Consider the following 24589-nt stretch of genomic DNA (forward strand, 5'->3'; position numbering starts at 1 on the left):
CACGGACCAGGAACCGGGGACCGACACCGGGACCGGGGACCGGGGGCACAAAGTCTCCCTCCGGCGGAAGCCGACCCCGAAGACCACAAAGCGTGGTAGCCGGTCCCGCAGTCCGCAGACGCAGCGCCCCCCGCGCGGGCCGGAGCAATCCGTGGAGCAGCTCGTCCAGCAGCTCCGCCCCCACGTCCCGGCCCTGCTGGACCGGGACGGCAACGAGGCCGTCACCCGGGTCCAGCTGCGGGAGATCCTCCGGCGCGAGGGCCTCGTAGGTGGCCGGAATGACCGACTGAGCCTCGTCCTGCAGCAACTGCGCAGCGAGACGAGCACCACGACGACAAGGAGCACCACCCGATGAAGACCTGCCCCCGATTCGCTGCCCTCCGCGATGAGTACGAGCGGGAGATCGGATTCCTGCACGCTCACTCAAAGCGCCATGCCGGACGACCGGCGGCGAAGTCCAGCGCGAAGCACGCCGCATCGGCGAAGGCGCGGATGGCCCGGGCTCTCAGCGGCCACGTCGGGCGCTGCCCCGAGTGCGGCTGAGCTGAACCCGCAAAGCAGCAGCTCAAACCCTTGACCCGCTAAGGGTGGCCCGGCTCCACGCTGGGCCACCGCCCCTTCCACGAAGGAGATCGCCATGACACACGCAGCAATTCCCGACCAGTTCGAAGACCGCTTGGTCTGGTCATTCCTGCACACCTTCCTCCGGTACGGACTGATCCATTCCGCAGTCGACGGCCCCGAAGGACAGTGGTTCGTCCAGATCGGCCCCGATCACCAGATCCATCACCTGACCGACACAGAGGATGCTTTCGACTTCGTCCTCGAAATCCTGGAGATCGTCCACGACACGCAGGGCGGTGAACAGTGACGAACCCGAAGCAGTACCCGTCCGCCCCGGAACCGTCTCGGGACCTCAACTCGGTCTCGGGGCGAGCAAGTTATCGGCCAAGCTACTCTTCCCCGTCGGGGAAGGCAGCTCGGCCATCACCCGCCTCAGGGGTGGCGGGAGCCGACCAGCACCGGGGGGCGCAGGTCGGCCAGGCAGCGACCGAGGGCGGTCCGCAGCCAGGAGGCGACAAGTCTCCGCGCCCTGAGCGCGCCCGTACGCCCGAGAAGCGCAAGCGCTCCCCGCTCAAGAGCGAGAGCAAGCGATCCCGCATGTGCAACGTGCGACTCAATGACGACGAGTGGACACGTCTCCATTCAGCGGCGCGCGTTGCACGCACGAGTCTGCCCGCCTATCTCGTACGCGCCGGCCTCGCCGCCGCCGAGGACTCGGAGACCACCGCTGCCGCCGTGGCCAGCCGCCGAGAGCAGGTAGCCGAGCTGTTCGCGGCGCGCCGCCACCTGGGCAAGGTCGGCAACAACCTCAATCAGGCCGCGAAGGCGCTCAACTCCGGCGCGTGGCCTGCCGAACTCGATGCCGTCCTCGCCGCGACCCACCGCGCCGTGCAGCGTGTCCAGGATGCGACCGATCAACTCCTCCAGCAGAACTGAGACCGAAACCGCCATGATCCCCAGGATCCAGAAGCGCGGGAAGCGCACCATCGGCCTCCTCAGCTACCTATATGGGCCCGGCAAGTTCGAGGAGCACACCGACCCGCACCTGGTGGCCTCCTGGGACCACAACAACGCGCCCGACCCCGGCCGGGATGACGCTGCCACCCTCAAGCAGCTCCAACAACTCCTGGATCAGCCGGTGGAGAATGTCGACCAGGCAGAACGACCGAAGCGGCACGTGTGGCACCTGTCCGTCCGCAACGGGCCCGACGACCGGATCCTGACCGACGAGGAGTGGGGGGACGTAGCCCGCCGCATGGTCGCTGCCGCGGGCATCGATGCCCCCGAGGAGGATGCTGGGTGCCGGTGGGCAGCCGTCCGACACGCCGACGACCACATCCACATCGTCGCCACCCTCGTACGCGAGGACGGCTACAAGCCCGACCTCCACTTCGACGCCAAGCGTGTCCAGGCCGAAGCCCGCAAATTGGAAGCGGAGTTGGGACTACGCCGTCTCAACAAGGGCGACGGCACCGCCGCGAAGCGCCCCACCAGCGCCGAGCGCCACAAGGCCCAACGGCAAGGTCGCGAGCGCACCGCGCGGGAAGAGCTGCGCGAGACCGTGCGCCGCGCGGTCGCTGGCGCGGCGGACGAGACGGAGTTCTTCGACCGGCTGGCCGCCGCCGGCCTTCTGATCCGCAAGCGTGTAGCCCCCTCCGGCGACCTGCTCGGCTACAAAGTCGCCCTGCCCGACGACCACAACAAGGACGACGAGCCCGTGTTCTACCCCGGCGCGCGCCTTGCCCCCGACCTGTCCCTGCCACGGATCCGGGAACGTTGGTGTGCCGACCACCCCGACCAGCTTCCCTCGACAGATACTCCCGGCCGCGCGACACCGGACAACCCCCCTGCCGCGCGCCGCCGGACTGCGTCGGCCGCCTGGACAGCGATCCCGATCGTCGAGCACGGCGACGATGCGGTCGCCGCAGCGCACATCGCGGCGACCGGCGAGGTCCTGGACGCGCTCGCGAAGACCTCCGCCGCTCACACCCGCCATCAACTGCGCGACGCCGCCACCGCGTTCGAACGAGCCTCCCGCTCTCACATCCGCGCCGAACGAGGGCACGACCGGGCGCTGCGGCAGGCCGCCCGCAGCCTCGTCCACGGCGGCCCCGCCCTGGGCCGCGGCGAAGACGGCGCCACGACCGCGATGGCGATCGACATGCTGTTCTTCCTCATCACCGCCGCCATGCACTGGCACGCCAAGAAGGGCCACGCTCAGCAAGCCGAAGCCGCCCGCCAGACCGCCGAGCACCTGCGCGCCGCCTACCAAGCCGCCGCTGCCCACCCCCTTGGCACGCTCTACCAGCGCGGCAGGCGCCTGGGCACCCCTCTGGTCCAGCGGCAGACGTCCATGCTGCGCCAAGCACTACCGGAGCTGGCGGAACAGATCCTGGCCGAGCCCGGCTGGTACGCACTCGCTGCCACCCTCGCCGACGCCGAAGCCGCCGGCCACGACCCCGCAACCCTCCTCGCCGGTGCCGCGGAGCGACGGGAACTCGACACCGCGGACTCCGTCGCCGACGTCCTCGTGTGGCGGCTGCGCCGGACTGCGGACCTGCCCGCCGACACCAGTGACACGGCGAACGATGCGCACGCAGCGGAGCGCTCGCAGCACCCTGGACAGCGGACACCGGGACGGTCCGGGCACCGGCGCGGATGACCGTGACTGTGGACTTTGTGAATTGAAGCAGGTCAGGGACTTCAGGCACGATCGTGAAGCGAGCAGGACACGACGAGGGAGGACACCACGGTGTACCGGATACGCCGCCGCCATGCGGAGACAAACGAGATGCGGCGCCTACATGACGAGGCATGGGCGCAGCTGGAGGGCCTGGTGCCCCCAGAGGCCGCACGCATGCCGGCCGAACCACAGTCCTGCGAGCTGGCGTCGGTCGTGGACGACTTCCTCCCGCCGGAGCTGCGCCTCCCGAGCCACGACCAGCTCGACGGCCGGATGATGCCCTGGCCGCAGCCGATCGTCCTCGACGGAGATATGATCGCCTGCGCCGAGTGCGGTGCGTACCGGGACTGGCTCATTCTCTCCACTCGCGACCAGATCTGGCTGCGCTGCCGCCAGGGGCACCAGCAGCAGGAGACGCGCCTCGACACGGCCTGGTACAACCGCCATGCTGGCCCCGCGGACGCGACACATGCGACGTTCGAGGACTGCCTGCGGCACCTCGGCCACTGACCCCCACACCTACGACCCCACCGGGCCCACGAGCCCGTACTGACCACCCGTCACCTAGCACCAAGGGGTCAGTTCCACCATGCGCGTTCGCATCGTCGCCGCCGTCGGCCTCACCGCCGCCGCTCTCCTCGCCCTGCCCGCCTGCTCAGCCAACAACACCGGGGTCAAGCCGGCCACTCCCTCCTCCGCCCGCGGCGGTAAGCCGGCCAAGGCTGGACACGATGCGCCGTTGTCGTCGACCGCGCTGAAGACGCGCCTGCTCGACGAGAACGACCTCGGCAGCGGCTACGCCCACAAGCCCGAGCGTCCCACCCAGCACGACGACGTCTCCGTTCTCGGCTGTCCCGCCTTGAACGACATGGGCGGTGATGCGGCCATGGGCGGCTCGCTCGACTTCCCTCACAAGGCGAAGGCCACCTTCACCTACACAGCCAGCAGCAACTCGGAGGTCTCCGAGGAGCTGTACAGCGACACCGCGGGGAAGCTCTCGACCGGCACCGGCCGGATCGTCGAGGCCATGACCGGCTGCCCGCAGTACGAGGTCCTCGTCGGCAGCACGAAGGTCGACGTGACCACGCAGAAGGTGACCGCGCCCCGACTCGGGGACGAGCGCTGGAGTCAGCTCCTCACCTTTTCCGCTGGCGAGCGCGACACCGTGGTGAAGCAGACCGCGATCCGGGACGGCAGCGTCCTGGTCATCGTCTCCGGCTCGCCAACTCTCGTCGACCAGCACCTCGACGAGGCCCTCGCCAAGGCAGCAGCAACCCGCTGACGCACCATATGCCGGTGCCCTGGACCTTGCTGGCCGGGGGCACCGGCGCGTCACCACGGCGCCAGGACGGACAACCCGCCCGGCCCCCTGCCCCGTCAGCCCCGTATCGCGCACCGCTGGACTTCGTACGTCCAACCGCGCGGAACAGGATTGCCCTCGTCGAGACGCAGGGCTTCATATGCATCGCATACCAACACCACACGGAAAGCACGAAGCCCGGCGCCCCTCTCGGGGTGGCCGGGCTTTGTGAGCTTCGGGCCAGGCAGCGCGCGGCCGACATAGGGCCCCGTTGGAGGTTGACCACGGCGCTGTCCGTCAGCCGGCCGGGGCGCGCAGGAGCCGCTCCCGCGTGCTCTCGGGCAGCACCCGGCGCAGGACAGGTGCCGTGGAGCTGAGGGCGCCAGCGAACACGGCGACGAGGTCGTGCGGCACGCTGGCGCCGAAGGACGCGGCCCACAGGATCGGTGCGCCCAGCACGGGCTCAGCCCACGCCTGCCACCCGTCCAGCCCCGCCTCGTCGGCCTGAGCCGTGAGGGCACGCGGGTCGGCGTCCTGGATGAGAGGTGGCACCTCGCCGAGGCTGAAATGCGAGGCGAAGGTCGGATCGGTCGCTCCAGCGTGGGGCTGATCGATGTCGCGGAGCCAGCCGTGGGCGGTAACCGCGTCGAGGACCAGCTCAGCGCCGCCGAGCGGTACATCGGGCTGATCGCGGGCGTCGAGCGCGACGAGGAAGTCGGCGAGGACTTCCCCGGGGACATCGGGGGTGAAGTAGGCGGCCCACTGCGCGAGCGGGCTACTCGTGTCGACGCGAGCGGAGACCTGCCAGGCGATCGGTAGCTCCCCCAAGTGGAACGGCTCGTCCGCCAGGACCCATTGGGCCCAGCGAAGGGTGTCGGGGCTGATGTGCAGGACGGTGCTTCGCAAGACCTGGCGGTCCTCCGGTGCCTCGTCCGGCTCCTGCCGCCCGCGGACGATCGTCAGGCTCGTCCAGCCGAGGCCGGCGAGCGTGTCAGCGACGGCGTCATAGAGACGTCCGTCGTCCCCGGCCAGGTGTCGGGGACCGACCCAATACGCGGGCTGGGCCGTGTCCTGGGTGGACGGGTCGAGCGGGAACTCGGGGTACAGGGGCGCCTCCAAAGGTTAGGTGGGTGGTTCTACTTGCCGCTGGCAGTACGGCGGGGGCGGCGCGGCGGCGCTTGGACGGGCGACTGCCAGGCAAGCTCCACTGCCACTTCGGGCGGCAGATGACCGAGCTGTGTGTCCGCGTCCCTTCCCTCAGCGAGGTAGACGACGCTCTGCCCGGTCTCGTCCACGGACTGGACGACCTGCGCGAGGCGGTGCGCCATCGGGAAGAACGGGTTCATCGCCTGCCGCACCGGAGCGCTCCGATCGCAGGCGGACAACAGGCCGATGAGGTCTCCGACGGTCATCTCCGTGTGCGGCATGGGCGGCCTCCTTGGGTGAGGGATCGCGTTGGTTGGCGGCCGTGAGATGCCGGCGAAGTATGGAGGACAGCCTCTGGCACAGGACACTCGATTCGCCTCCGTCTTAGAGGTGCGGGGACGTCTCCAGCACGCGGGCTACAGCGGCGGCGACGATGTCGGCCGGTGCCTCCACGCCGAAGGAGATGTCGTAGCCGCGCACCTTTGCCGTTCCTGTAACGGCGATCTGCCATCCCACACCGTCGGTGCCGGGGCGGCCGGTGGGGAACCAGCCGAGGTAGAAGCGGCCGTCCTTGGAGCTGATGTGGACATCCGCGCGGTCGTCCACGATCAGGTGGAAGTCCTCTGCCGGGAATTGGTCGGTGACCTGAGTCGGCTGGCCGGGCCCGAGCTGCCATGAGCGCAGCCCCAGTGCCTCGTCGGTAGTCGAGAACCCGGGCTGAGCTACGTCCACGGTCATGGGCATCACCTCTCTGACCTGGGGTTTTGCGGGAAGATGTCTACGTTGACATGCCTCTGCGCCCTTGGCCAGTCTTTCGTGGATCTTTCGCGTCTGCCCCAGGCGAACTGGTGAAAGGGCGGCGGAAGCGCCCCGCTCGGCGGACCGTCAGTGCCACGAATGCGTGACCACGCCAACACATCCGCCATCGAGTGGCAGCCGACCATGGTGCAGACGCCACGGCTCATTCTGCGGCCGGTCGCCGAAGACGACCTGCCCCTCGCCGAGCGGCTCTGGCGAAATGAGCGGGTACGTCGGCACCTTGGCGGGCCGGTGAGCGAAACAAAGATCGCCGTGCGCCGTCGCACGCTCCCAAATAGCCTCGGCGCCTTTGCCGTCGCCGAGCGCGACTCGCACTCCGCGGTCGGCATGATCACGATCGACCCGTACTCGGGGCGCGGCGGCACCGAGGTGTCCTACGCCCTTCTTCCCGAGCCTTGGGGAATCGGCCTCGGCTGCGAGGCCGTGGCCGCTGTCGTCCAGTGGGCGAGCGGCCTGCCGGGGACCGGCGAGGTCGTGGCCGTCAACCAGAGCGCGAACCGAGCCTCACGCAGGTTGCTGGTGGCGGTCGGAATGCGGGAGTGGGTCCAAGTACGGGCAGCGCCAGACGCTGTTGTGACTGAGCGCTTCACCTGGCGAGCGAGCGCTTGAGCTGGCGAGGCTGTTCAGTTGGCGCGCCTGCTCATTGGCTTATTGCGGAGCCGTGGCGGCCACGATGGATGCCCCTCCCGTGGCGACGGCTCGGATGCGGAGCAGTCGTGCGGCGGATCGCGATCAGGGCGGCGTCGTCGTCGAGGCGTCCGCCGGTGTGGGCGAGAAGATCGCGCCGAATGTGATGCAGAAGCGTCTCGGGGCTGGCATCGGTCCACTGGGCTGCCCGTTCCGTGAACGGGTAGAACCCGCCAGCAGGGTCGCGGGCTTCGATCACGCCGTCGGTATACAGCAGGAGGGTGTCCCCGGGCTCGAAGGAGAACACATCGAGGGTGTAGTCCTCCGGTGCAGTGCGGCCGACCCCCAGCGGGGGCGCGGGGTGCACGAGAACGGTGACCGCTTCGCCCGGCCTGAGCAGCAGTGGCGGAGGGTGGCCGCAGCTGGTTAGCCGGGTGATGGGGTCCTCATCGGGGATCTCTAGCAGCAGGGTGGTGGCGAAGCGTTCCCCGGCCTCGTCCTCTGGTTCGAAGTCGGTGAGGTAGCGGGCGACGCTCTGTTCCAGCCCAGCGGCCAGCGTCGGCAGCGTGGTGTGTTGGTGGGCGGCCTCGCGGAAGGCGCCGAGCAGCAGGGCGGCCTCGCCGATGGCGGGCAGGCCCTTGCCCCGCACGTCACCGATCATCAAGCGGGCCCCGTGCTCGGTACGGGTGGCCGCGTACAGATCGCCGCCGATCTGGGCCTCGTCTTCGGCCGCCAGATACAGGCAGGCGACCTGCAGCGGCCCGATCCGGTCCGGCAGCGGCCACAGCAGGACATGCTGCGCGGCCTCGGACACCGACCGCACCTGGGCCAATTGCCGACTGCGCCGCTCGCGCACCGCACTCAAGAACACGACCAAAACCGAGAGCACCGCGATGGTGACCAACTGCACCATGTGGTTCATTGTGGCCAGCCCGCCGTGAAACACGCCAATGATCGCTTGGGCCGCCAAGGCCAGAACTCCGATGAAGCCGGTCAGCCGGGGACCGGCGAACGAGGCAGTGATCGCGGGCGCGATGACCAGCGCCGGTCCCAGATGGACGTCTGCTGGAGAGCGGATGTCCACCACAGTGATCACCAGGATGAGCACAACAGGGATCGCCAGCAGCGCATGGCTGGACTGCCATGACTGCCGCAGACCGGCAAAGCGCTGCTGGGCTGCCACGTCTCCACCCTGCACCCCCTCGGGGGTGGCTGCGAGCCCGGACATCAAGACGGCATCCCCCGCCAACTCAAGCGCTCACTCTCCAGGTGAAGCACTCAGTCACAGCTGTACTGCCCGGCGTTCACCAGGCAGGATGCGACGCAATTCGAACACCTGCTTGAATTGATGGCATGGAGTCCGCCACCTACCCAGATGACCTGCTGAACGCCGCCCGCGCCCGGCACCGCACATACCGCACCCTGGCCGCCTCACCGCCCGATGCCGGCACCACCGCTCTGCGTCGCCGACTCCTGCGCCTTTCCTGCCGGGTCTTCTGGCATCCGCACTGGTCAACCCCCTCCGCCTCCACCGCTGGCCGTGTCGCACTGCGCAGCAGGGCCCGGGCACTGGAGAGCGGAGCACCGTAGTGGATCGCCCGCGGTGAACGGCCCCCCACCACCCGCTCCGATCCTGCTGGTCCTGCCCGACGAGCAGACCGTGCGGGTGCGCCTTCATGAAAGGCGTCAGACGCGAGGACTGCACCCATGGCGATACCTCATTGGGGTGCCGTCTTGGGTGGCGAGGCGAGACGGCGTCGAAGCGGCCGAGTACCGGGTCTGGGTCACCGCCGACCAGCTCCAGCCGATCGAGGGCGTGGACTTGTCTTCCGTTCCGACGCACCGGCTCCCGGCAGAACTCCCCCCGCCCACACCGTCGGGATGGGTAGTACGACCAGATCCCGAGCGGCGGGGCGGAACGGTCGTGCACGACGCCACCTGCCGGAAGTCGGGCGGCGGGGGGAAGGAGCTGGACGCGATGCAAGCGCTCGACGCGCTGGCGCGGCCAGGCGCGCGTGCCTGCCACGACTGCGACGCCACCGCGGTACTCAAGCCGGCGCTGGAACTCGGAAAGGGGTACGCCTAGCTCGCTGGCCACCACCTCTCGCCCACGAACGAGACCCCGCAGCTGCCGAGGAAGATGCCCGCTTCTTCACGATGGCCAATGCCGTGGCCAGTCTGGTTTCGAGCTTCGGCCCGGTCTTCGCCGGAGCAGCGCTCTACGGGGCGACTTCCGCGGATGGCATCGGTGCTGGCCAGTCGGGCTCCGGAATGCGATCACCGATGCTCGGAGGTGGCATGGAGGCATGGCCGCCATCACGAGATTCCACATCACCTTCGGGCTGGTGTCCATACCCGTGTCGATTCATTCGGCGACCGAGCGGCGCGCCGTACCTCTGCACCAGGTGCATGCCAAGGATGGCGCCAGAATTCGGCAACGGCGCATCTGTGAGGCTGAAGGCGTCGAGGTGCCGTACGAGGAAGTCGCGCGCGGCTATGAGGCTCCGGATGACCGCACCGTCGTGCTCAGCGACAGCGATCTCGCAGATTTGCCCCTTCCCAGCGTGAAGACGATCGAGGTGGTCGGCTTCCTTCCGTCAGACCAGATCGACCCCATTGCGCTGGACAGGTCCTACTTCCTGGGCGTCGAGGGAGCCGGCGCCCGTCCGTACCGGTTGCTGCGGGACGCGATGAAGCAGAGCGGCCAGGTCGGAATTGCCCGCATGGCGCTGCGCGGTCCGGAGCGCCTCGTGGTCCTCCGGGTCCGCGAGGAGGTGATTGTTGCGCAGATGCTGCTGTGGCCAGACGAGGTTCGCTCCGCTGAAGCCCTGGTGGCCGCTGCCCCGGAGCCGCGACGCCAGGAGTTGCAGATGGCCCGGACGCTGATGACGTCGCTTTCGGAGGATTTTCGGCTCGACGAGCAGCATGACCACTACCGGGCGGCCTTGGACGACGTGGTGACGGCGAAGCTTGCCGGGCAGGAACCACCGCATGCCCCTGCAACGCCAGTCGGGCCGGTGGTGGACCTGATGGCCATGCTTCAGGAGAGCGTTCGGGCCGCACAGGGTACGCGCAGCTCGAAGACGAGGAAATCGGCTGATCCCGGCCGTAGGAGCGGCTGACGCTGCGTTTGCGCACCTGTCGCGTCGCGCCGGTCCGACCGTACGCAGCAGGCCCCCGGAACTCAGTTCCGGGGGCCTGCTGCTCAGTGCGGTGGTTCGGGAGGGCGGTTCAGCGGGTGCGACTCGCAGTGCGGGATGCCGGTGGTGCCGGGGCCTTCTGGGCGGTGCGGCCAGAGACGCGAAACGGTGTGGGCGTCTTCCAGGCGTCTGGGAACCAGACCCCCGTGTACTGCTCGATGGCATCGCGAAGACCGGCAGGAACTGCACCTTCCCAGGGCGGCTGGCCGGGTCGGTAGTACGTGTTGAAGGTGCCGTACTTGCTGCTGTTCCGGGGTGTGTTCTGGGCTTCATCACGGCGGTGGAAGGTGCCGTGATCGAGGAAGCTGAGTGCCACGGCGTCGATCTCGCCTCTGTCGGCGTGGACGACCGCCACACGGAGGCCGCCGTACGTATCCGCATAGCTCGTCTCCGTGAAGCTGATGCGCAGTCGCAGCGCCGCTCCCGCGATAGGGGTGGCGTAGTAGGTGTTCCCGACGACCGTGCTGTCGGTGAAGGGCAGGCACAGCTCGGCGAAGAACTGGCGGGCTTGCAATGACATGAGCGAATTCCGGTAGGAGTGTGCGCAGGGCCTATCGGCGGGGGCCGGGCAGGGCGGGGCGGCTGGTGGTGGTCCAGCGCGGGACGCTGGAGGTGGGGAGGGCGGCCGGTCGGCTAGGGGCGGCTCTCCGGACTTCCAGCGGGGTCGGTGCCGCAGGTTTGGGCGGTCGGACGGGGGTGAGCTGGGCCAGATCAGCGAGCTGCGGATCAAGGCCCTGCTTGTAGCGGGGGACGGGGGAAGGGTCGGCCAGGGCGGCGGCAGTTGCCGCGATCAGGTGCGACGGGGTGCGCGCGGTGAAGTGTGCTTCCGCACGGGTGCCCCAGCCGGGAGGGCCGGCCCACAGCGTGGTGGTCTCGTCGTCCGGGTCACGGCTGCGAACGTCAATGAGGGCTCCCGCCTGCTTGTCGGGGGCGATGATCTCCACTGTGCCTCGTTCGGCCGCTCTGTATGTCCAGCCGGCTGTGAGCAGCGGCTGGATGCTGTCGGGCCAGTAGATCGACGGGCGTGCGAGGAAGGAGTCTTCGTCGTCGGCCCAGTCGCGGGCCAGGGCAGTGGTGAGGCCGGCGACGATCTCAGCGGGGGTGTTCTGGTTGAAGGTCGCCGTCCAACGCGGCATGGAGGCAGCGTCCTCGGAAGCGGTGATCTTCCACAGGTCGTGGTCGTCGCCGAACCAGCCGATCCGGATGCGGTGGTCCGGAGAGGTCACGACGAGCTGGCACGGGCCGTCGTCCAGGTGGTGGTGCGGCCAGGCGGCGACTGGAGCGAAGCCGGGGTCGCCGAATCCGCTGGATCCGGCGAGGTAGCGCGGGGAGACAAAAACGTCCCCGTCGATGGTGGGAGGGTGATCGGGGGGTGCCACGGGGTCCTGAGGGGTTGAGGGTTGGAGGCGGTCAGTCGGTGGGCAGCATGGCCGCTTCGAGGTCGGCAGGCCGGCCGGTGTAGTGCAAGGTGCGCAGTCCCAGTCGGCGGGCGGCGCTGCAGTTGTCTGCGCGGTCGTCCACGAAGAGCACGCGCTCCGGACGGACGGATCCGAGGGTGTTTTGGTGTCCGCGACGCGTAATTCACGCAGCAGGTGCCTGCTGGGCTGGAAGCCGAGGACCTGAGCCCAGTACGCCCGGTCACTGAACTGGCCGGCGTCATAGAGGGTCCGCGCACTCCAAAAGGCGTTCTGGAAGGACGCGAGCTCTGCCTCCCAGGTGGCGGTGCGCGCGAGGCGGAGCCACTGAGTGGTGGTGGGCTGCACACCCAACACGCCGTTGTAGTCGAGGATTACGGTATCGGGACCGGTGTGCGTGGTGGTGAGAGGCACGGCGCGGTGTTCTCCAAGGCGCGATGCGACAGGGCCGCAACAGCGGTCGCGAGCAGGGCGGGCAGCAGCAGAGCTGTGGACAAGGAAGTGGCGCTGGCGAGAGCACCGATGAGGGCGGGGCCGGCCAGCAGGCCCACATAGCCGGTGACGGCGACCGTGGCCACGGCGCTGGGGCCACCGGCTCCGGCTGCGGTGATCAGTGAGGGGACGGTGGTGGACAGGCCGAGTCCGAAGACCGCCCATCCGGCCAATGCCCACGGCACACTGGCGGCGAGGACTCCGGTGGCAAGCCCGGCCGCGGCGAGCATCGCGCCGGCCCGGACCACGGCTGGGGCGCCGAAGATGGTGTGGAGTCGGTCGCCGGTCAGGCGTCCGAGGGCCATGGCGGCGCTGTAGAAGGCAAACGCGGTGGCGCTTACGGCCGTTGTGGCATGCAGGCTGTGCAGGTGGACGGCGGCCCAGTCGGCGGCTGCCCCCTCACCCAGCAGCGATCCGGCGGCCAGCGCCCCCAGCAGCCATAGCCGCACGGACGACAGCGGCAGTCGGCGTTCGTCGGCTCCTCGGCGGGAGGATGCCGGTTGATCGGCACCGCTCAGGGTCTGAGTTGCCGGTGCGGCCGCGAGCACAACCACGGCCACGGCCAGGCCGGTTACGAGAAAGAGACTGGTGTGCGTGGTGCGGGCGGTGGCAGCGGTCAGGGCGGCGCCGCCGAGAGCGCCGAGGGAGTAGGCGGCGTGGAAGCCGGACATGATCGATCTGCCGTACGCGTTCTGGCAGCGCACCGCTGCTGCGTTGGCAGCGACGTCCAATACGCCGTGCGCGGCCCCGAAGGCCAGTGCTGCCGTGAGCAGTGGGACAAGGCTGTGGCAGTGCCCCAGGAGGACGAGGCAGCCTGCCAGGCTGACAGCTCCGCCGGTGAGCAGGGTGGGAAACCGCTCGGGGTGGGCGAGACGGCCTCCGGCTTTCAGTCCGGCGACCATGCCGAGCGCGGCGGACAGCAGCACGAGGGACAGCTGCGCGGTGGTGAGGTGGGCGGCTTGCTGTACGGCCGGCATCCGGGCGCCCCAGATGGCCATCAACACTCCCAGGCAGAGGAAGTAGCCGGTCAGCAGGCCCCGGCTGAGCCGGGCCGGGGCGGCTGTCGGGCTCACGCGACCGGCCTGCCCCTCCGTATCGGCTGCGGCGACGCCCAGGACGACAGGACGGTCGGACAACAACAGGCTCCTCGAAGGTCAGGACAGGGGCGGCGATGGGGAGTTCACGGGCTGCGTCGGCGGCGGATTTCGATCGACGTAGCCCACTGCGGGTGTTCGGCGAGCAACTTGCGGGCGTACAGGGCGGTGTAGTCGTTGTTGAGACCTGTGATCTCGTGCGGGTGGCGCCATCGCAGAGCCTCGAACAGCGCCTTCATCCCGACCTTCTTCGCCCCCGCGCCGAGCCTCTCCTCGACGAGCTGCTCCAAGGCGCGGTAGATCCAGGGGTGCTGGGCATCGAAGGCGCGGAACCGGTCGGTGATCGTCGGGGAAAGGCAGAGGCCCGGCAGTCCGTCCTGCGTGATGGTGGGCATGAGCGGTGGGCTCCTCTCGTGGCGGGAGGGTCAAGAAGGTGTGGCGGGCAGCGTGCGTAGCCGGGTGAAGGCGGTCGCGAGGCCGAGGGCCTGCAGGAGGGCTGCAGCAGTGACGGCGTGTCCGAGCTGGGAGGGCGGAACCGCCGCGACGAGCAGTCCGGCGGCGGGGAAGGGCAGCAGGAGCAGCAGGATCGTCACGGCGAGGGTGCTGCCGAAGACGTCGGGTGGGATGAGGTGGGAGCGCATGGTGCGCAGGACGACGGTGAGTCCGCCTTCGCCGGCCATCAGGGTCGCGATCAGCAGGAGGTAGCCGCGGTAGGTGTCGGCCTCGGCGATGGCGAGGGTCGCTGTGGCGGCGATGGCGGCGGAGGCGGTGCCGACCGGCCACAGGCCCCAGCGGTCGATGGCCCGGCGGGCTGCCGTGATGGCGAGCAGGGAGGCGAGGGCTGCTGCGGACCAGATGAGTCCGGCATCGGCGCTGGAGCGTCCGAGTTCGGTGACCACGATCACCGGCATGGCCGCCTGGAGGAGACCGATGGCCACATTGGAGACGAGCAGGCCGGTGACCAGCCAGGCGAGAGCTGGCAGCGAGCGCAGCGTCCGCCAGCCTGCCCGTAGCCCGCTCGTCCCCGTCGTGGCACCGATCGGGTGGGCATGCTGGCGGGGGCTGAGGGCGGCGGCGAGGAGGGAGAAGCCTGCGAGCGTGCTGAGCATCACTGCCGGGCCGCCGTGCTCCAACAGCAGGCCCGACACCACAGGTCCGGCGAGCATGGCGCTCTGGTCGATCCCCAGCAGAACGGACTGCACCCGGTGCGCCTGGCCTCCGGCTGCACGGCTCGCCTCGCCGCCGGCGGTCTCGGCGGCGACGTAACTGAACTCGGTGAGGACGCCGGATACCGGGGCGAGCACCATGACGATCACCGCCGCGAGGGCCCCGGCATCGCGGATCGCCAGCAGGAGCGCAGCGGTGAGGACGACCAGGGCCCGCAGGACGCACGCGGCGCGGAAGACGCGGGCGCTGCCATGGCGATCGACGAGGGTGCCGGCCACCATGAAGGCACCCAGCCGAGGGAGCCATTCCAGTGCGAAGGCCAACCCCGTGAGCCCCGCCGACCCGGTGGTGGCCAGGACGAGGAGGGGGATGCCGTAGGTGGTCATCGCGAACGCGGCGCCATCGGCCGTCCGGGGCAGATAGATGCCGCGTATCAAGGTCGGAGCGGTTCTGCGGGGCTGCCGGGGCCAGGTGGTGGGCCCCGTCACGCGGCGGTCTCGGGCGCGCCCAGTTGGACGGCCTGGTTCGCTACCAGCCATTGACCCAGCCGATCTTGTGACTGGGTCAGGTCCGCGAGAGCGTCCGCGCTCAGCCGGGAGTCCGCAGTGAGGACCGGTGCCGCGGCCAGGAGAGCAAGGGTGCTCTGGATGCGGCTGGTGAAGTCGGAGACGGGGTCCGGATAGGCGTGCCGACGAGCCCACCGTGCTGTCACGTCGTAGACGTCGGCCAGCTCCAAGCCGGATGTGGTGAGTTCGAGGCGGCCTCCAGGCCGGACGTGGACGAGGTCCAGGCCGCGGGCCAGGTTGGTGGCCTGGCGAAGACCGTGCGCAGAGAGATCAGCGAGGGTATCTGCCAGTCGGCGTGGCGGTATGGGGCCGTTGTCGTCGATCTCGGTGATCAGGCGGATCAGACCGGGCGAGGACAGCACCGAGCAGGAGTCCCGCACAGTGGCCGTGGAGGGGGAGATGTTCATCGGCGCGGCCCTCCCACGGCGAGTGCCGCCTCCGGACGAGCCGGGGTGGCATGGGAGAACAGGTTCCGGTTCTCCCACGTAGGTGAGGAGATCTGGCCGTTCCTGCTCGGTGCGGGCGCGGCGGCTGGGGCAGGCAGCCGCGACTGGTTGCTGACCCACTTCTTCGGGGCTGGCGTGGTGTCCGGACGTCCCCAGAGCGGGTGCCGGGCAGCCTGGGTGAGGGGGTGTCCGGCGGACCATGCGGACAGGGCGCCGAAAACCGGCCCGAGAGCGTCACCGGCGCTGGACAGCCGGTAGGGCTGTCCGATGCCGGCGGTGTCGACCAGGCCGTCAGCGACGAGCTGCCGCAGCGGCGGGTAGACGTTGGTCCAGTCCCTGCCGGGCATGACCATCCTTGCCAGGGCCCGACCGCCGGTCTGCCCGCGGGACTTCAGTACCCAGAGGATCGCGGCGGCGTGCCTCCGCGTGAGGAGGGTGAGGCTGTCCTCGATCTGCTCGATCGCGGGAAGCGGCTGGTCTGCCTTCTCCAGATGTTCCTCCGCCCAGGTGACGATCAGCGGCAGTACCGGCAGCAGGGCGGCGCCGCGATCGGTGTGGCCGTAGGTGACGTGCCGCGGGGTGTGCTCGGTGCGCTGGACGAGGCCGGCTTCGCACAGGGTCTGAAGCCGGGGGTGGAGCTGGCCGTTTTGCAGCCAGGCGACCTTGTCCGCGACCTCGCTGTAGCGAAGCGGGCGGCCGGATAGTGCCAGCAGGATCCGCACGTTCCATCGCGGAGTGATCATGGCGAGGGCCTCAGTGACGCGGGCGATGTCTGCGTCGGTGTCGGGGGGCAGACCTGTGGTAGCCAATGGAGGAACTTCCTGGGTGAGTGAACGGGGCCCGTGAGTCAACGGCTTGGAGCAGTGCTGGCGGCCGGGACGCAAGTGGCGGGCAGGGCCGGTACAGGGGCGGGTGCCGGCTCGGGTGAGACGGCGCGCCCCTCGGTCGAGGTGACGCGACCGAGGCTGTGGAGGACGGCGGAAGCCGTCTTGGCCTGGAGGTCGCGCACAGCGACTGCTTCGGCGAGCCGTCGGGCGCAGTCGAGAACGTGCGATGCCTCAGGTCCGCCGATCTGCCGATCGGGGTGGGTGAGTTGGGCGAGGCGGTCGCGGTGGAAGGTGATGCTCTGCTCGGCGAAGGCGAGGTCGTGGTGCATGCCGAGAAGGGCAGCGAGCATGCCGGGCGGCTGGTCCTGGGCGTGTGCTTCGAGGCTGGCCAGCGGCTGGCCGTACAGGTCCTGGATCCGTCCGGCTATCTCGGGAGACGTGATGTGGTGAGCCAATCGGGGGTCTTCACGGTCGGGCCCGGGCCGCCCCGGCACGCTGCGGTGCCGGGGCGGCGGTGGGGAGGGCTGTGGGGGCAGCTGGCTGCGTCATGCGGACGGGCCGGGGCTGCTGGCCAGCAGCCGGCATGGTGCGCAGCAGGTCATCAAGCGCGGCTCGGTAGCCGTTGCGGGCATCGAGCGCAGCGCCCAGCCACTGCGCGTCGAACCGCAGGTCACCTGCGGACAGCTCGTCCATGTCGCGCTCGGCCGCCATGGCGTGGCGAACTCTGTCGCGGACACGGGCGACCTGCTCCTCGGCCAGGGCGAGGAACGAACGCAGCTCCATGGCGCGGGTCAACGCGGCCGAGCCGTCCCCCCTGGTGGCTGTCGCGTACAGGTCGGCGATGGGAGCGTCAAAGACCTGCTCCAGCCGGCCGTCCGAGGTGCTGGGCTTGAGCCGGACGCTCACCGCAAGGCACCCCGTCCCGTTGCCGGTTCTGGTGCAGTCGCCGGCCTAAGGGGCGCGCTGGTCTGCACGGCCGGGCCCTGCCGAGCCCCTCGGCTGAGGCGGGCCAGCCGTTCCGCGGCCAGGCCCTGCTTTCCGGGGGCGGCGGGGTCGAGGAGCCACTGCACGACCATGGCTCGCCCATCCCGCGCGGCCACGGCCGCATTTACTCGGTGAGCCATTTCCATAGCTGGATCGTCGAGTTCACCCGGCTGCGATTCGAGTACGGTGACGAGATCGTCCTCGGCCGATTCCAGCGCCTTCTGGGACTCGGCGAGCAGGCCGTGCCAGCGCACGATCTCGGTTGCCTCACGGTTCGCGTGAGGAGCCGCAGTGACAGCTCTCTGCAGTTCGAAAATACCCATATCGAAGCGGGCTTCGATCTGCTCGGTGATGACGCCCATGACGTCGTCGGTGCCATCAAGCACTGCGCATTCCTTTCATCTGCAGCGGTTCCGTGAGATCTCACCGGCAGCCATTGACGGCGCGGCGTGGGGTGGCCTTTTAGTGGAGGCAGGTGTAGACGGTCGGGTAGACGTAGACACCGGAGACCCAGCCCTTTACGCCGGTCTTCTTGTCCGTGATGTAGACCCACGAGCCGGACTTGGTCGTCTTGTGGACGGTGAACTTGTGGCTCTTGTAGAGAATCCCGACGGCGGTCGACTTCGACGACGCCTTCGAGCGGATGGTGACAGCGCTGGCGTGGACCTTGTACGGCCCGACCTTGTCGCACGAGGCGGAGGCAGCGAAGGTCGCCGGGGCTGCGGCGTTGGCGGCCGGAGCGGTGACGGCGGGCAGCGCGATGGCCGCGGTCACGGCTGCGGCAGCGGCAATGCGGGAAAGGCGCAAGGAGATTTCCTAACAGTTGAAGGGAGGTAGTGAGGAGGTATGTGCGGGCGGCGGCTAAATCAGTCGAGGCACATGTAGACCTGCCGGTAGACGTAGGTGCCGGAGACCCAGCCCCTTTCACCGGTGGCTGTGTCGGTGATGTAGTGCCAGTTGCCGCGGGTCTTGTGGACGGTGAACTTGTGGCCGCGGTACAGAATCCCGACGGCGGTCGACTTCGACGACGCCTTCGAGCGGATGGTCACGGCCTTCGTACCGATCACCCACGGGCCAGGCTGGTGACACGGCCAGGCGACCTGGGCAGTATTCGCCGCAGAAGCCGGGGCGGCCGTAGCCACCGCTGTCGAGGCAATCGGCAGGACGAGAGCGCCGAGCATCGCGGCGGATATCGCAATTCGGGTTGAGCGCATGCGAAATAAGCCTCCTTACGGAAGGGGGAATGCGTGGAGAGGCGGCCAGATCTGTCGTCCCGGCGGCCATATAAGAGTCCGGAGAATCGCCGGTTTGGCCAACCGGCGATCGTCGGCTATGTTTCGCCGCGCACGGGCGCTTTGAGGCTCAGCGTGATCGGCCCGGCGGGCGTGGAGCAGGCGCCTTCGGTGCGGGAGCCGGGCGGACGAATGACGTGGCCGGCCTGACGGGTGGGAGCGGTCCGGCCGTGCCGCTGAGCCGGTCGTCGCACCACTGGAGCGCTTCTTCGACCGTGTCGAAGCCGCCCTCGCGCAGGCTGTACGTCCACGCGTTGGTATCGAGTTCCTCGGCCACGACGCGGAACTCGGACGGGGCCTGCTCGTCCAGGGCACGTAGCGCCACGACGATGACCGGGTCGCCCGGGTCGTCTCGGGTGTAGGAGTACCCGAGTGCGAAGTGGTCTCCGTCAGTCATGAGCCGCCGCTCCAGGGCCCGCGTCGCCTCGTCCGCGGGCGACGGGCCCAGATCGGGGTTGAGCCCGATGGACTGCGGCGGGCAGCCACGGTGGATCAGCCACGACTGCGCCATCACGGGGAGTGGCAGCACAGCTCGCTCGAACCGGAACGTCTTTGACTCAAGGTCGCGTTGGAGATGGAGAGCGACATACTGGGGAACGCCTGGGTGGTCCCAGGTGGCCGATGAGTCGTGCAGGACGCAGAAGCTGTGGGCGCCATCGGCGGTGTGGTGCTCGCCGAGCGGGATGAGGCAATCCTCGATCACGCCGATCTGGTGGAAATACGCTTCGGCGGTCTTCTCGTCGGCCTCGAAGCCGTCAAGCCGGGCATCCAGTTCAGGCGTGCGCCGCCTTCGGTCGTCAGGTGGGGTCGATTCGGTAGCTGACATTGAGCCTTTCGATGGGAATCGGCGCGTTATGCGCCGAGGTGCTGAGACGGTCGCCCACGCTCCCGGCCGGGCGGCCGGCGACCAGCGCGGCGCGAGCCGGCTTCGATCAGGGCGAGCGGCTGGCCGGTATGGAGGGGGTGTCCGCTGTCCCGGGAGATGAGCCCGGCCGATTCGAGCCGCTGTGGTTCGGCGTACAGGGATGGCGTGCGGCTCGTCGAGCAGGCCGCAGCCGCGGTGGGCCACAGGGTGTCGACGTCGTGGCCGCTGCTGGCCTTGATGCGGGGGACAAGCTGGGGGACCGCGCGCCGGACCGGCGCCGACGCGGGATCCGAGGGCATGGCCGGAGCGCCAGATGCTCAGCGGGCGCGATGGTGCGAGGGGCTCTGGGGAGGGCGGGGCAGGCCCGGTACCACGGAGGGCATCGGTGCCGGAATGCGGGTCGTGAGCTGCGGGGAGCTGGAGCGGGCCGCGTGTGTTCGCGCGCTCAGCGGCCGGCTGGTCATACCCAGGCGGCGTCCGACCTCGTCGTAGACGTCGTTGCCGGCCCGTGGCCGGACGGCGACCACGTGGATCTCCTGCCGGTATGTGGATGTCTCGGGCGCCGGGCGGAGGCCGTAGACGACGCGCCAGTCCTTCCGGGAGTCCACGAACAGCTTGCGGTAGCCCTCCAAATCACCTGTGAGCTGAAGCCCGAATCGCTCGGCGTTCACCACATCCTGCAGGTAGGCGAGGGCGAGGTCACGGATGTCGGTGGGGGCTTGGAGAAGGTCGGTGAGGGCGCGAGGATCGAAGCTCAGACCGAATGCCGGCCGCTGCTGCCCCCCGGTCATGACGCCAGCTCGTGCTCACCGGACGCGGATGACTCCGGCTCGGCCTCTGTCGCCTTCTCGGCTCGCGCCGACGGCGGAGGCCCGGGAAGGATCCGGTGCGCGGGTCGATCCGGGGAGGTCATGCACGCCGACAGCGGACCTCCAGGCGAGCGGATCGCTGCGATGGTGTGGGTCAGGAAGTCCCGGTGCCACACGAGCATCCCGGACGGGCCGGCTTCGGGATCTTTGTGCTGCTGGTAGGCAAGCCACAGCGCATGAAGCCAAGCGACGACATCAGCGTGCTCCTGCCACTGCAGGCACCAGGGGGTCGCCGTGGTGACCTCCGTCCCGTAGGCGGGTAGAAGGAAGTCATCCACCCAGTCGCTCAGCGCGTCGAGTTCGTCCTCGTACGCCTCGCCCACCAGCTCCAGGATGGGACGTGGCTCCGGCGGCGCTGCCGGGGCCGGTCCGCCGAGCGCCGGCAGGCCGAACGCCGCGAACGGAGAGCCACCCCCGGCGGCCGGGGTGGAGGAAAGGTGGTCGAGCTGTTGGGCCTGCTGGGCCGACTGCTCCATCAGCCGCCGGACGCTGGCCTCTATCCCCTCCAACTGGGCATCTGGAATGCGGACCGGTTCCAACTCCCCGTCGACAGGGGGTTCTACGGATTCAGGCATGAAAGGAAGGGCCTCCTACGAGCCGTGGAAATGGGGAAGCGCGAAACACTGGTGAGCAATTCCGCCCTCGGGTTGTCAGCAGGGCACGGGGTGTCGCCGGGTCAGCGAAGGGAGTAAAACTGCTCCGCAGGTCGCGCTGTTGCGGCCTCAGGCAGTGAGCTTCATGTCGTCCTGGGTGAGGGTTTCGCGGATTGTCTCCGTCAAACGGTCGGCCGCGATCGAGGCGTAGTGCTTCGTCTTCTCTACGCCGATGAAATCGCGACCCTCCAGCAGGGCCGCAACCCCCGTCGAGCCGGAGCCGGCGCAGAAGTCGAGCACCGTGCCGCCCTCGGGGCTGATCTTGACCAGCTCACGCATCACCTCGACGGGCTTCTGCGTGATGTGCTGCCGCTGCTTGCCCGACGGCTGCGAGGCTGAGTACAGACCCGGCAGGTAGACGGGGTTACGGGAGGCATCGATCGGGCCGTTGCTCGCCCAGACGATGAACTCGCAGTTCTGGGTGAAGCGCCCCTTCTGCGGCCTGGCCTGCGGCTTGTGCCATGCCAGCACACCCCGCCACAGCCATCCGGCCGCCTGGATGGCATCGGTGGTGACGGGCAACTGGCGCCAGTCGGTGAACAGCAGGGCGGTGCCGCCTGTCTTGGTCAGCCGGTGCGCCTCGGTCATGATCTGCGTCAACCAGAATCCGTATGACCTCTGGTCCATGTTTTCGCCGGTGAAGTCGGCAAGGCCGTGGCCGGCGTCGGCGGAGGTGTACTTCTGCTTTGCGCTGCGGGAGGTACGTTCCTTCGCCGTGCGCCCGCCCGAGTTATACGGCGGGTCGGTAATGACGGAGTCGACGCAGTCGTCCGGAAGATCGGCGAGGACGCTGAGAGCGTCGCCCTGGTGAAGGGAAAAGGGCAAAGAGAACCCCGATTCGGGTGGGAGCTTGAGGTGGAATAACTCCCCCATCGCACGTCGAAGTCCTCGTGAGCCGAAATTGGACATGCAGAAGCCCAGAGCTACGAGCGGGGGGCGAGGGGAGTCCCAAAACTGTAGAGGCGAATGCGCCGACGACCAAAAAGTGCCGTACTGAGGTGTCGGATTCCGACCCCTCACGTCGACTTTTTGGTCAGCTGCCGATCTGGGCCTACTGTTTTTGAACTGCCCGGCGCACACCGCCGCTGGCTGATTCCCCACACTGCCTCACGGAGGTTCCCCCTGCCCCGGCGCCCCTAGCTCGCCTTCTGGCCGGCACGGCGAGCGGCAACTCGCCAAAGCCGACCAACACCTCGACCGCCCACCCCGGCCGCCGCACCCCCTCCACCACTCCAAGCGCACGCGGCACGCCGGAACTGCACCCGAAGGACACATTCATGACCTCTCGCTACCCACCCCTGCCCGAAAACGGTGATCTGCGAGCGGGCCGCACGGGTTGAAGGCGCTCGCCGCCAGTCTCGGCGTCGTCGTCCTCTCCCCCGTACTCCTCTTCGGCACGGCCACGATGATGGCCACTGCCAGCCAAGCCGCTCAGAACAGCGGCCAGTTCGGTGATTGCCTCCCCGCGGGTGACACCGGTGCGGTCACGAAGAAGATCACCAAGATCCTCGACGGCGCGGACAGCAAGCACGTCCACATCAAGGACCTCACACTTCCCGCGACGCAGATCCCCAACGCCCAGACCATCGTCACCACCGGCATCAGCCTCAACGTGCCGGCCCGCGGCCAGATCGTCGCCCTGGCCACCGCGATGCAGGAATCACGCCTGCGCAACCTGGACAGCGGCGACCGCGACTCAGTCGGGCTATTCCAGCAGCGGCCCAGCCAGGGCTGGGGCACCGCCCAGCAGCTCCACGACCCCGTCTACGCCACCACGAAGTTCTACAAGTCGCTGCTGAAGGTGCACGGCTGGCAGCAGCTGACCGTCGCCCAGGCCGCCCAAGCCGTCCAGAAGTCCGGCTTCCCCGACGCGTACGCCAAGTGGGAAAGCCTGGCCACCGCGCTGGACAAGGCCATCACCACGTCGCTCCCCCACTCCACCCAGGGCAAAGACGCCAAGGACGCGTCATCGGGCGCCGCCTCGGCGTGTGTCCCGGGCAAGGTCGGCTCCAGCTGGGGCCCCATCCCCGAAGGCAAGGTCCCGAAGGGCTACAAGATCCCCAAGGGCGCCGACCGCAGGGCTCGCAAGGCCATTGGATGGGCGATGCAGCAGCTCGGCACGCCGTATCAGTGGGGTGGCCACTGCACCAACCCCCGCGGCCCCGATCCGATGGGCCGCTGCGACTGCAGCTCGCTCATGGAGCAGGCGTACGCGCACGCCGGCGTCAAGCTCACCCGCACCACGTACACGCAGATTCACGAGGGCAAGGCCGTCTCCGCCCATCGCCTCCGCCCAGGCGACCTGGTCTTCAGCCGCGGCACCGCCGCACGGCCCGAGCACGTCGGCATGTTCATGGGCGACGGTCTCGTCATCGAGGCCCCCAGGACCACCAAGCCCGTCCGGATCACACCGATCACGGCCTGGACGATTCTCGCCGCCCGCCGCGTCCTCTGACGCCACCGCCCGGCTCGTTGTCACTCCCCCCGCCCCCGGAGCGCGGCGCCCCTCCCTCTTCTCTTATCCCGCCGGGCCGGGTTTCACCGGGCCTGCGCATGCAAGGAGCTTCGCCATCACCACGTCACTCGTAGACCGTGCCCTCTACCTTGCCTACAACCCCGGCATCACACCGCAGAGCGGTGGCCTGCCCGGCCTGGCCGTTCTGAAGTCCGTCGTCAACAGCATCAACCTGTTCGGCATCATCGCCGTTGTCGGCGCGCTCGCCGTCTCGCTCGGTGTGTGGGCCTGGGGCCACCACAGCGGCGGGCACCAGGCCGAAGCGAACGGCAAGAAAGGCACCACCATCTCGGCCTTCGCCGCCCTCGGCCTCGGGGCTGCGAACGGAATTGTGGCCTTCTTCAGCTCGCTGGGGACGCAGATCCACTGATGCCCAAGCCCCCCTCCCTCCGATCCGCGTACGGCTTCGGCTGGCCGGCTAACCGACGCATCGCGATCGTCGCCCTCGCCCTGACCGTACTGCTCGCCATCGCCGCTGGCGTCGCCTTCCTCACCGGCAGCGGCGAGCAGCACCAGGATCGCCCCACGCCGACGAGCAGTTCGTCTTCGCCGGCCGTGCCCGCGCCGGACCGGCCGGCCAAGACCGGGTCGGTGCCGAAGCCGCCGCGGACCGCTGAGCCGGTCGCCTACGCCAAGGCCGCCGCGGAGATGCTGTGGTCGTACGACACCCGGAATACCAGCCGTAGCCAGCAACTCGATGGCATGCAGGCGTGGATGACCGGCGAGGCGAAGTACGCCGACTGGGCCTCGGTCTCCGGCCAGGTCCCTGATCCGGTGCTGTGGTCGCGTATGGCCGATCAGAACCAGCACGCCACCGGCACGGCTGCCGAGGGCCACTTCCCGAGCACGTTCAAGCAAGCCCTGGCGAACGACCCGTCAGCGATCACCAAGGCGTACATCTTCGTCGTCACCGTCAACGGCAAGCAGAAGATCACCTGGAAGAAGCACGGCGGCGGTGCCGAGGAACGCGCCATCACGCTCGCCGTGCAGTGCCGGCCCCACCACGACTGCTCCCTGGCCGCCATCGCCCCCCGCGTCGCGCCCTGACCGCCTGATCCCGAAAGG

General features: G+C 69.1%; 34 protein-coding genes and 1 pseudogene. 15 read left to right on the top strand and 20 right to left on the bottom strand.

Annotated features, from left to right (window positions below; translation table 11 throughout):
* The 7 genes and pseudogenes from ACZ55A_RS15630 to ACZ55A_RS15660 all read left to right on the top strand — a co-directional run.
* Nucleotides 1-355: pseudogene (locus tag ACZ55A_RS15630) on the top strand (hypothetical protein); the annotation flags it as partial.
* The gene (locus ACZ55A_RS15635) at nt 352-543 is read left to right on the top strand and encodes a hypothetical protein (protein WP_397881679.1); all 192 of its coding nucleotides are present in this window, start codon (nt 352-354) and stop codon (nt 541-543) included. The pseudogene ACZ55A_RS15630 and the gene ACZ55A_RS15635, both read left to right, overlap by 4 nt.
* Nucleotides 544-637: 94 nt before the next feature.
* Entirely contained in the window at nt 638-871 is a 234-nt protein-coding gene (locus tag ACZ55A_RS15640) for a hypothetical protein (RefSeq protein WP_468839715.1), read from the top strand.
* A 290-nt stretch (nt 872-1161) separates the two neighbouring features.
* Nucleotides 1162-1500, top strand: a complete 339-nt coding sequence (locus ACZ55A_RS15645) for a plasmid mobilization protein (RefSeq protein ID WP_468839718.1) — start codon at nt 1162-1164, stop codon at nt 1498-1500.
* A gap of 13 nt (nt 1501-1513) precedes the next feature.
* Nucleotides 1514-3226, top strand: coding sequence for a relaxase/mobilization nuclease domain-containing protein (locus ACZ55A_RS15650; RefSeq protein ID WP_468839721.1), 1713 nt, complete (start codon nt 1514-1516; stop codon nt 3224-3226).
* 129 nt (nt 3227-3355) lie between these two features.
* Nucleotides 3356-3757, top strand: a complete 402-nt coding sequence (locus ACZ55A_RS15655) for a hypothetical protein (protein ID WP_468839724.1) — start codon at nt 3356-3358, stop codon at nt 3755-3757.
* A gap of 79 nt (nt 3758-3836) precedes the next feature.
* Nucleotides 3837-4529: a hypothetical protein gene (locus ACZ55A_RS15660; protein ID WP_468839726.1), complete on the top strand. Its 693-nt coding sequence runs from the start codon at nt 3837-3839 to the stop codon at nt 4527-4529.
* A 315-nt stretch (nt 4530-4844) separates the two neighbouring features.
* Here the strand turns inward: ACZ55A_RS15660 and ACZ55A_RS15665 are convergent, their stop codons facing one another.
* From ACZ55A_RS15665 to ACZ55A_RS15675, 3 genes are all read right to left on the bottom strand, one after another.
* Nucleotides 4845-5666, bottom strand: a complete 822-nt coding sequence (locus ACZ55A_RS15665; protein ID WP_397881685.1) for a DUF317 domain-containing protein — start codon at nt 5664-5666, stop codon at nt 4845-4847.
* 17 nt (nt 5667-5683) lie between these two features.
* Nucleotides 5684-5974, bottom strand: coding sequence for a hypothetical protein (locus ACZ55A_RS15670; protein WP_397881686.1), 291 nt, complete (start codon nt 5972-5974; stop codon nt 5684-5686).
* 103 nt (nt 5975-6077) lie between these two features.
* Nucleotides 6078-6431: an SPDY domain-containing protein gene (locus tag ACZ55A_RS15675; RefSeq protein ID WP_468839732.1), complete on the bottom strand. Its 354-nt coding sequence runs from the start codon at nt 6429-6431 to the stop codon at nt 6078-6080.
* 159 nt (nt 6432-6590) lie between these two features.
* Between ACZ55A_RS15675 and ACZ55A_RS15680 the strand changes: the two genes are divergently transcribed.
* Nucleotides 6591-7121 (top strand): GNAT family N-acetyltransferase, encoded by a 531-nt coding sequence (locus ACZ55A_RS15680; protein WP_466977878.1) that lies wholly within the window; start codon nt 6591-6593, stop codon nt 7119-7121.
* Between the two features lie 31 nt (nt 7122-7152).
* Here ACZ55A_RS15680 and ACZ55A_RS15685 read toward each other — a convergent pair whose 3' ends face one another.
* Nucleotides 7153-8322 carry a PP2C family protein-serine/threonine phosphatase gene (locus ACZ55A_RS15685; protein ID WP_468839736.1) on the bottom strand — a complete coding sequence of 390 codons (1170 nt, stop codon included), beginning with the start codon at nt 8320-8322 and terminating at the stop codon, nt 7153-7155.
* Between the two features lie 170 nt (nt 8323-8492).
* Here ACZ55A_RS15685 and ACZ55A_RS15690 point away from each other — a divergent pair, with 170 nt between their 5' ends.
* The 3 genes from ACZ55A_RS15690 (at nt 8493) to ku (ending at nt 10261) form a co-directional block, all read left to right on the top strand.
* Nucleotides 8493-8729, top strand: coding sequence for a hypothetical protein (locus ACZ55A_RS15690; protein ID WP_468839739.1), 237 nt, complete (start codon nt 8493-8495; stop codon nt 8727-8729).
* A gap of 148 nt (nt 8730-8877) precedes the next feature.
* Complete coding sequence (locus tag ACZ55A_RS15695) at nt 8878-9225, top strand: DUF6233 domain-containing protein (RefSeq protein WP_468839742.1); 348 nt, start codon at nt 8878-8880, stop codon at nt 9223-9225.
* A gap of 220 nt (nt 9226-9445) precedes the next feature.
* A complete protein-coding gene (gene ku / locus ACZ55A_RS15700) occupies nt 9446-10261 on the top strand; it encodes a non-homologous end joining protein Ku (protein WP_468839745.1) in 816 nt (271 codons plus the stop codon).
* A gap of 109 nt (nt 10262-10370) precedes the next feature.
* Here ku and ACZ55A_RS15705 read toward each other — a convergent pair whose 3' ends face one another.
* From ACZ55A_RS15705 to ACZ55A_RS15765, 13 genes are all read right to left on the bottom strand, one after another.
* Nucleotides 10371-10859, bottom strand: coding sequence for a hypothetical protein (locus ACZ55A_RS15705; protein ID WP_397881694.1), 489 nt, complete (start codon nt 10857-10859; stop codon nt 10371-10373).
* A gap of 31 nt (nt 10860-10890) precedes the next feature.
* Nucleotides 10891-11718 (bottom strand): SPDY domain-containing protein, encoded by an 828-nt coding sequence (locus ACZ55A_RS15710; protein WP_466496934.1) that lies wholly within the window; start codon nt 11716-11718, stop codon nt 10891-10893.
* A 410-nt stretch (nt 11719-12128) separates the two neighbouring features.
* Nucleotides 12129-13319, bottom strand: a complete 1191-nt coding sequence (locus ACZ55A_RS15715; RefSeq protein ID WP_468840124.1) for an MFS transporter — start codon at nt 13317-13319, stop codon at nt 12129-12131.
* A gap of 107 nt (nt 13320-13426) precedes the next feature.
* Nucleotides 13427-13735, bottom strand: coding sequence for a hypothetical protein (locus ACZ55A_RS15720; RefSeq protein ID WP_468839749.1), 309 nt, complete (start codon nt 13733-13735; stop codon nt 13427-13429).
* 30 nt (nt 13736-13765) lie between these two features.
* Nucleotides 13766-14944 (bottom strand): MFS transporter, encoded by a 1179-nt coding sequence (locus tag ACZ55A_RS15725; RefSeq protein WP_468839751.1) that lies wholly within the window; start codon nt 14942-14944, stop codon nt 13766-13768.
* Between the two features lie 47 nt (nt 14945-14991).
* A complete protein-coding gene (locus tag ACZ55A_RS15730; protein WP_468839752.1) occupies nt 14992-15480 on the bottom strand; it encodes a hypothetical protein in 489 nt (162 codons plus the stop codon).
* Nucleotides 15477-16328, bottom strand: coding sequence for a winged helix-turn-helix transcriptional regulator (locus tag ACZ55A_RS15735; RefSeq protein ID WP_468839754.1), 852 nt, complete (start codon nt 16326-16328; stop codon nt 15477-15479). Before ACZ55A_RS15735 ends, ACZ55A_RS15730 begins: the two co-directional genes overlap by 4 nt.
* A gap of 38 nt (nt 16329-16366) precedes the next feature.
* On the bottom strand, nt 16367-16801 hold the full coding sequence (locus ACZ55A_RS15740; RefSeq protein ID WP_466977888.1) for a hypothetical protein: 435 nt from the start codon (nt 16799-16801) through the stop codon (nt 16367-16369).
* A 10-nt stretch (nt 16802-16811) separates the two neighbouring features.
* Nucleotides 16812-17252: a hypothetical protein gene (locus ACZ55A_RS15745; protein ID WP_466977889.1), complete on the bottom strand. Its 441-nt coding sequence runs from the start codon at nt 17250-17252 to the stop codon at nt 16812-16814.
* Nucleotides 17249-17716 (bottom strand): hypothetical protein, encoded by a 468-nt coding sequence (locus tag ACZ55A_RS15750; protein WP_468839758.1) that lies wholly within the window; start codon nt 17714-17716, stop codon nt 17249-17251. The genes ACZ55A_RS15745 and ACZ55A_RS15750 overlap by 4 nt, the downstream gene beginning before the upstream one ends.
* Nucleotides 17717-17792: 76 nt before the next feature.
* Nucleotides 17793-18137 carry an SH3 domain-containing protein gene (locus ACZ55A_RS15755; protein ID WP_397881703.1) on the bottom strand — a complete coding sequence of 115 codons (345 nt, stop codon included), beginning with the start codon at nt 18135-18137 and terminating at the stop codon, nt 17793-17795.
* A gap of 59 nt (nt 18138-18196) precedes the next feature.
* Complete coding sequence (locus ACZ55A_RS15760) at nt 18197-18544, bottom strand: SH3 domain-containing protein (RefSeq protein ID WP_468839762.1); 348 nt, start codon at nt 18542-18544, stop codon at nt 18197-18199.
* Nucleotides 18545-18692: 148 nt separating this feature from the next.
* On the bottom strand, nt 18693-19133 hold the full coding sequence (locus tag ACZ55A_RS15765; protein ID WP_398696978.1) for a hypothetical protein: 441 nt from the start codon (nt 19131-19133) through the stop codon (nt 18693-18695).
* A gap of 117 nt (nt 19134-19250) precedes the next feature.
* Here ACZ55A_RS15765 and ACZ55A_RS15770 point away from each other — a divergent pair, with 117 nt between their 5' ends.
* Entirely contained in the window at nt 19251-19445 is a 195-nt protein-coding gene (locus ACZ55A_RS15770; protein WP_468839765.1) for a hypothetical protein, read from the top strand.
* Between the two features lie 359 nt (nt 19446-19804).
* Here the strand turns inward: ACZ55A_RS15770 and ACZ55A_RS15775 are convergent, their stop codons facing one another.
* The 3 genes from ACZ55A_RS15775 to ACZ55A_RS15785 form a co-directional block, all read right to left on the bottom strand.
* Complete coding sequence (locus tag ACZ55A_RS15775; RefSeq protein ID WP_468839768.1) at nt 19805-20278, bottom strand: hypothetical protein; 474 nt, start codon at nt 20276-20278, stop codon at nt 19805-19807.
* Nucleotides 20275-20832, bottom strand: a complete 558-nt coding sequence (locus tag ACZ55A_RS15780; protein WP_468840127.1) for a DUF4913 domain-containing protein — start codon at nt 20830-20832, stop codon at nt 20275-20277. Before ACZ55A_RS15780 ends, ACZ55A_RS15775 begins: the two co-directional genes overlap by 4 nt.
* Before the next feature lie 246 nt (nt 20833-21078).
* Nucleotides 21079-21834, bottom strand: coding sequence for a DNA-methyltransferase (locus ACZ55A_RS15785; RefSeq protein ID WP_397882001.1), 756 nt, complete (start codon nt 21832-21834; stop codon nt 21079-21081).
* A gap of 511 nt (nt 21835-22345) precedes the next feature.
* Between ACZ55A_RS15785 and ACZ55A_RS15790 the strand changes: the two genes are divergently transcribed.
* The 3 genes from ACZ55A_RS15790 (at nt 22346) to ACZ55A_RS15800 (ending at nt 24571) form a co-directional block, all read left to right on the top strand.
* On the top strand, nt 22346-23464 hold the full coding sequence (locus ACZ55A_RS15790) for a C40 family peptidase (protein WP_468839771.1): 1119 nt from the start codon (nt 22346-22348) through the stop codon (nt 23462-23464).
* A gap of 115 nt (nt 23465-23579) precedes the next feature.
* A complete protein-coding gene (locus ACZ55A_RS15795; RefSeq protein ID WP_397882002.1) occupies nt 23580-23894 on the top strand; it encodes a hypothetical protein in 315 nt (104 codons plus the stop codon).
* Nucleotides 23894-24571 carry a hypothetical protein gene (locus ACZ55A_RS15800; RefSeq protein WP_397881708.1) on the top strand — a complete coding sequence of 226 codons (678 nt, stop codon included), beginning with the start codon at nt 23894-23896 and terminating at the stop codon, nt 24569-24571. The genes ACZ55A_RS15795 and ACZ55A_RS15800 overlap by 1 nt, the downstream gene beginning before the upstream one ends.
* Nucleotides 24572-24589 lie beyond the last annotated feature (18 nt).

It is taken from the genome of Streptomyces sp. NPDC034111 (assembly GCF_055575375.1).

Excerpts from the sequence above, each read along its gene's own strand:
- ACZ55A_RS15760 (WP_468839762.1), bottom strand. The coding sequence starts at position 18,544 with ATGCGCTCAACCCGAATTGCGATATCCGCCGCGATGCTCGGCGCTCTC.
- ACZ55A_RS15690 (WP_468839739.1), top strand. The coding sequence starts at position 8,493 with ATGGAGTCCGCCACCTACCCAGATGACCTGCTGAACGCCGCCCGCGCC.
- ACZ55A_RS15775 (WP_468839768.1), bottom strand. The coding sequence starts at position 20,278 with ATGACCGGGGGGCAGCAGCGGCCGGCATTCGGTCTGAGCTTCGATCCT.
- ACZ55A_RS15660 (WP_468839726.1), top strand. The coding sequence starts at position 3,837 with ATGCGCGTTCGCATCGTCGCCGCCGTCGGCCTCACCGCCGCCGCTCTC.
- ACZ55A_RS15655 (WP_468839724.1), top strand. The coding sequence starts at position 3,356 with ATGCGGCGCCTACATGACGAGGCATGGGCGCAGCTGGAGGGCCTGGTG.
- ACZ55A_RS15675 (WP_468839732.1), bottom strand. The coding sequence starts at position 6,431 with ATGACCGTGGACGTAGCTCAGCCCGGGTTCTCGACTACCGACGAGGCA.
- ACZ55A_RS15800 (WP_397881708.1), top strand. The coding sequence starts at position 23,894 with ATGCCCAAGCCCCCCTCCCTCCGATCCGCGTACGGCTTCGGCTGGCCG.
- ACZ55A_RS15635 (WP_397881679.1), top strand. The coding sequence starts at position 352 with ATGAAGACCTGCCCCCGATTCGCTGCCCTCCGCGATGAGTACGAGCGG.
- ACZ55A_RS15730 (WP_468839752.1), bottom strand. The coding sequence starts at position 15,480 with ATGAACATCTCCCCCTCCACGGCCACTGTGCGGGACTCCTGCTCGGTG.
- ACZ55A_RS15670 (WP_397881686.1), bottom strand. The coding sequence starts at position 5,974 with ATGCCGCACACGGAGATGACCGTCGGAGACCTCATCGGCCTGTTGTCC.
- ACZ55A_RS15720 (WP_468839749.1), bottom strand. The coding sequence starts at position 13,735 with ATGCCCACCATCACGCAGGACGGACTGCCGGGCCTCTGCCTTTCCCCG.
- ACZ55A_RS15640 (WP_468839715.1), top strand. The coding sequence starts at position 638 with ATGACACACGCAGCAATTCCCGACCAGTTCGAAGACCGCTTGGTCTGG.
- ACZ55A_RS15780 (WP_468840127.1), bottom strand. The coding sequence starts at position 20,832 with ATGGAGCAGTCGGCCCAGCAGGCCCAACAGCTCGACCACCTTTCCTCC.
- ACZ55A_RS15650 (WP_468839721.1), top strand. The coding sequence starts at position 1,514 with ATGATCCCCAGGATCCAGAAGCGCGGGAAGCGCACCATCGGCCTCCTC.
- ACZ55A_RS15645 (WP_468839718.1), top strand. The coding sequence starts at position 1,162 with ATGTGCAACGTGCGACTCAATGACGACGAGTGGACACGTCTCCATTCA.
- ku (WP_468839745.1), top strand. The coding sequence starts at position 9,446 with ATGGCCGCCATCACGAGATTCCACATCACCTTCGGGCTGGTGTCCATA.
- ACZ55A_RS15765 (WP_398696978.1), bottom strand. The coding sequence starts at position 19,133 with ATGGCGCAGTCGTGGCTGATCCACCGTGGCTGCCCGCCGCAGTCCATC.
- ACZ55A_RS15705 (WP_397881694.1), bottom strand. The coding sequence starts at position 10,859 with ATGTCATTGCAAGCCCGCCAGTTCTTCGCCGAGCTGTGCCTGCCCTTC.
- ACZ55A_RS15680 (WP_466977878.1), top strand. The coding sequence starts at position 6,591 with ATGCGTGACCACGCCAACACATCCGCCATCGAGTGGCAGCCGACCATG.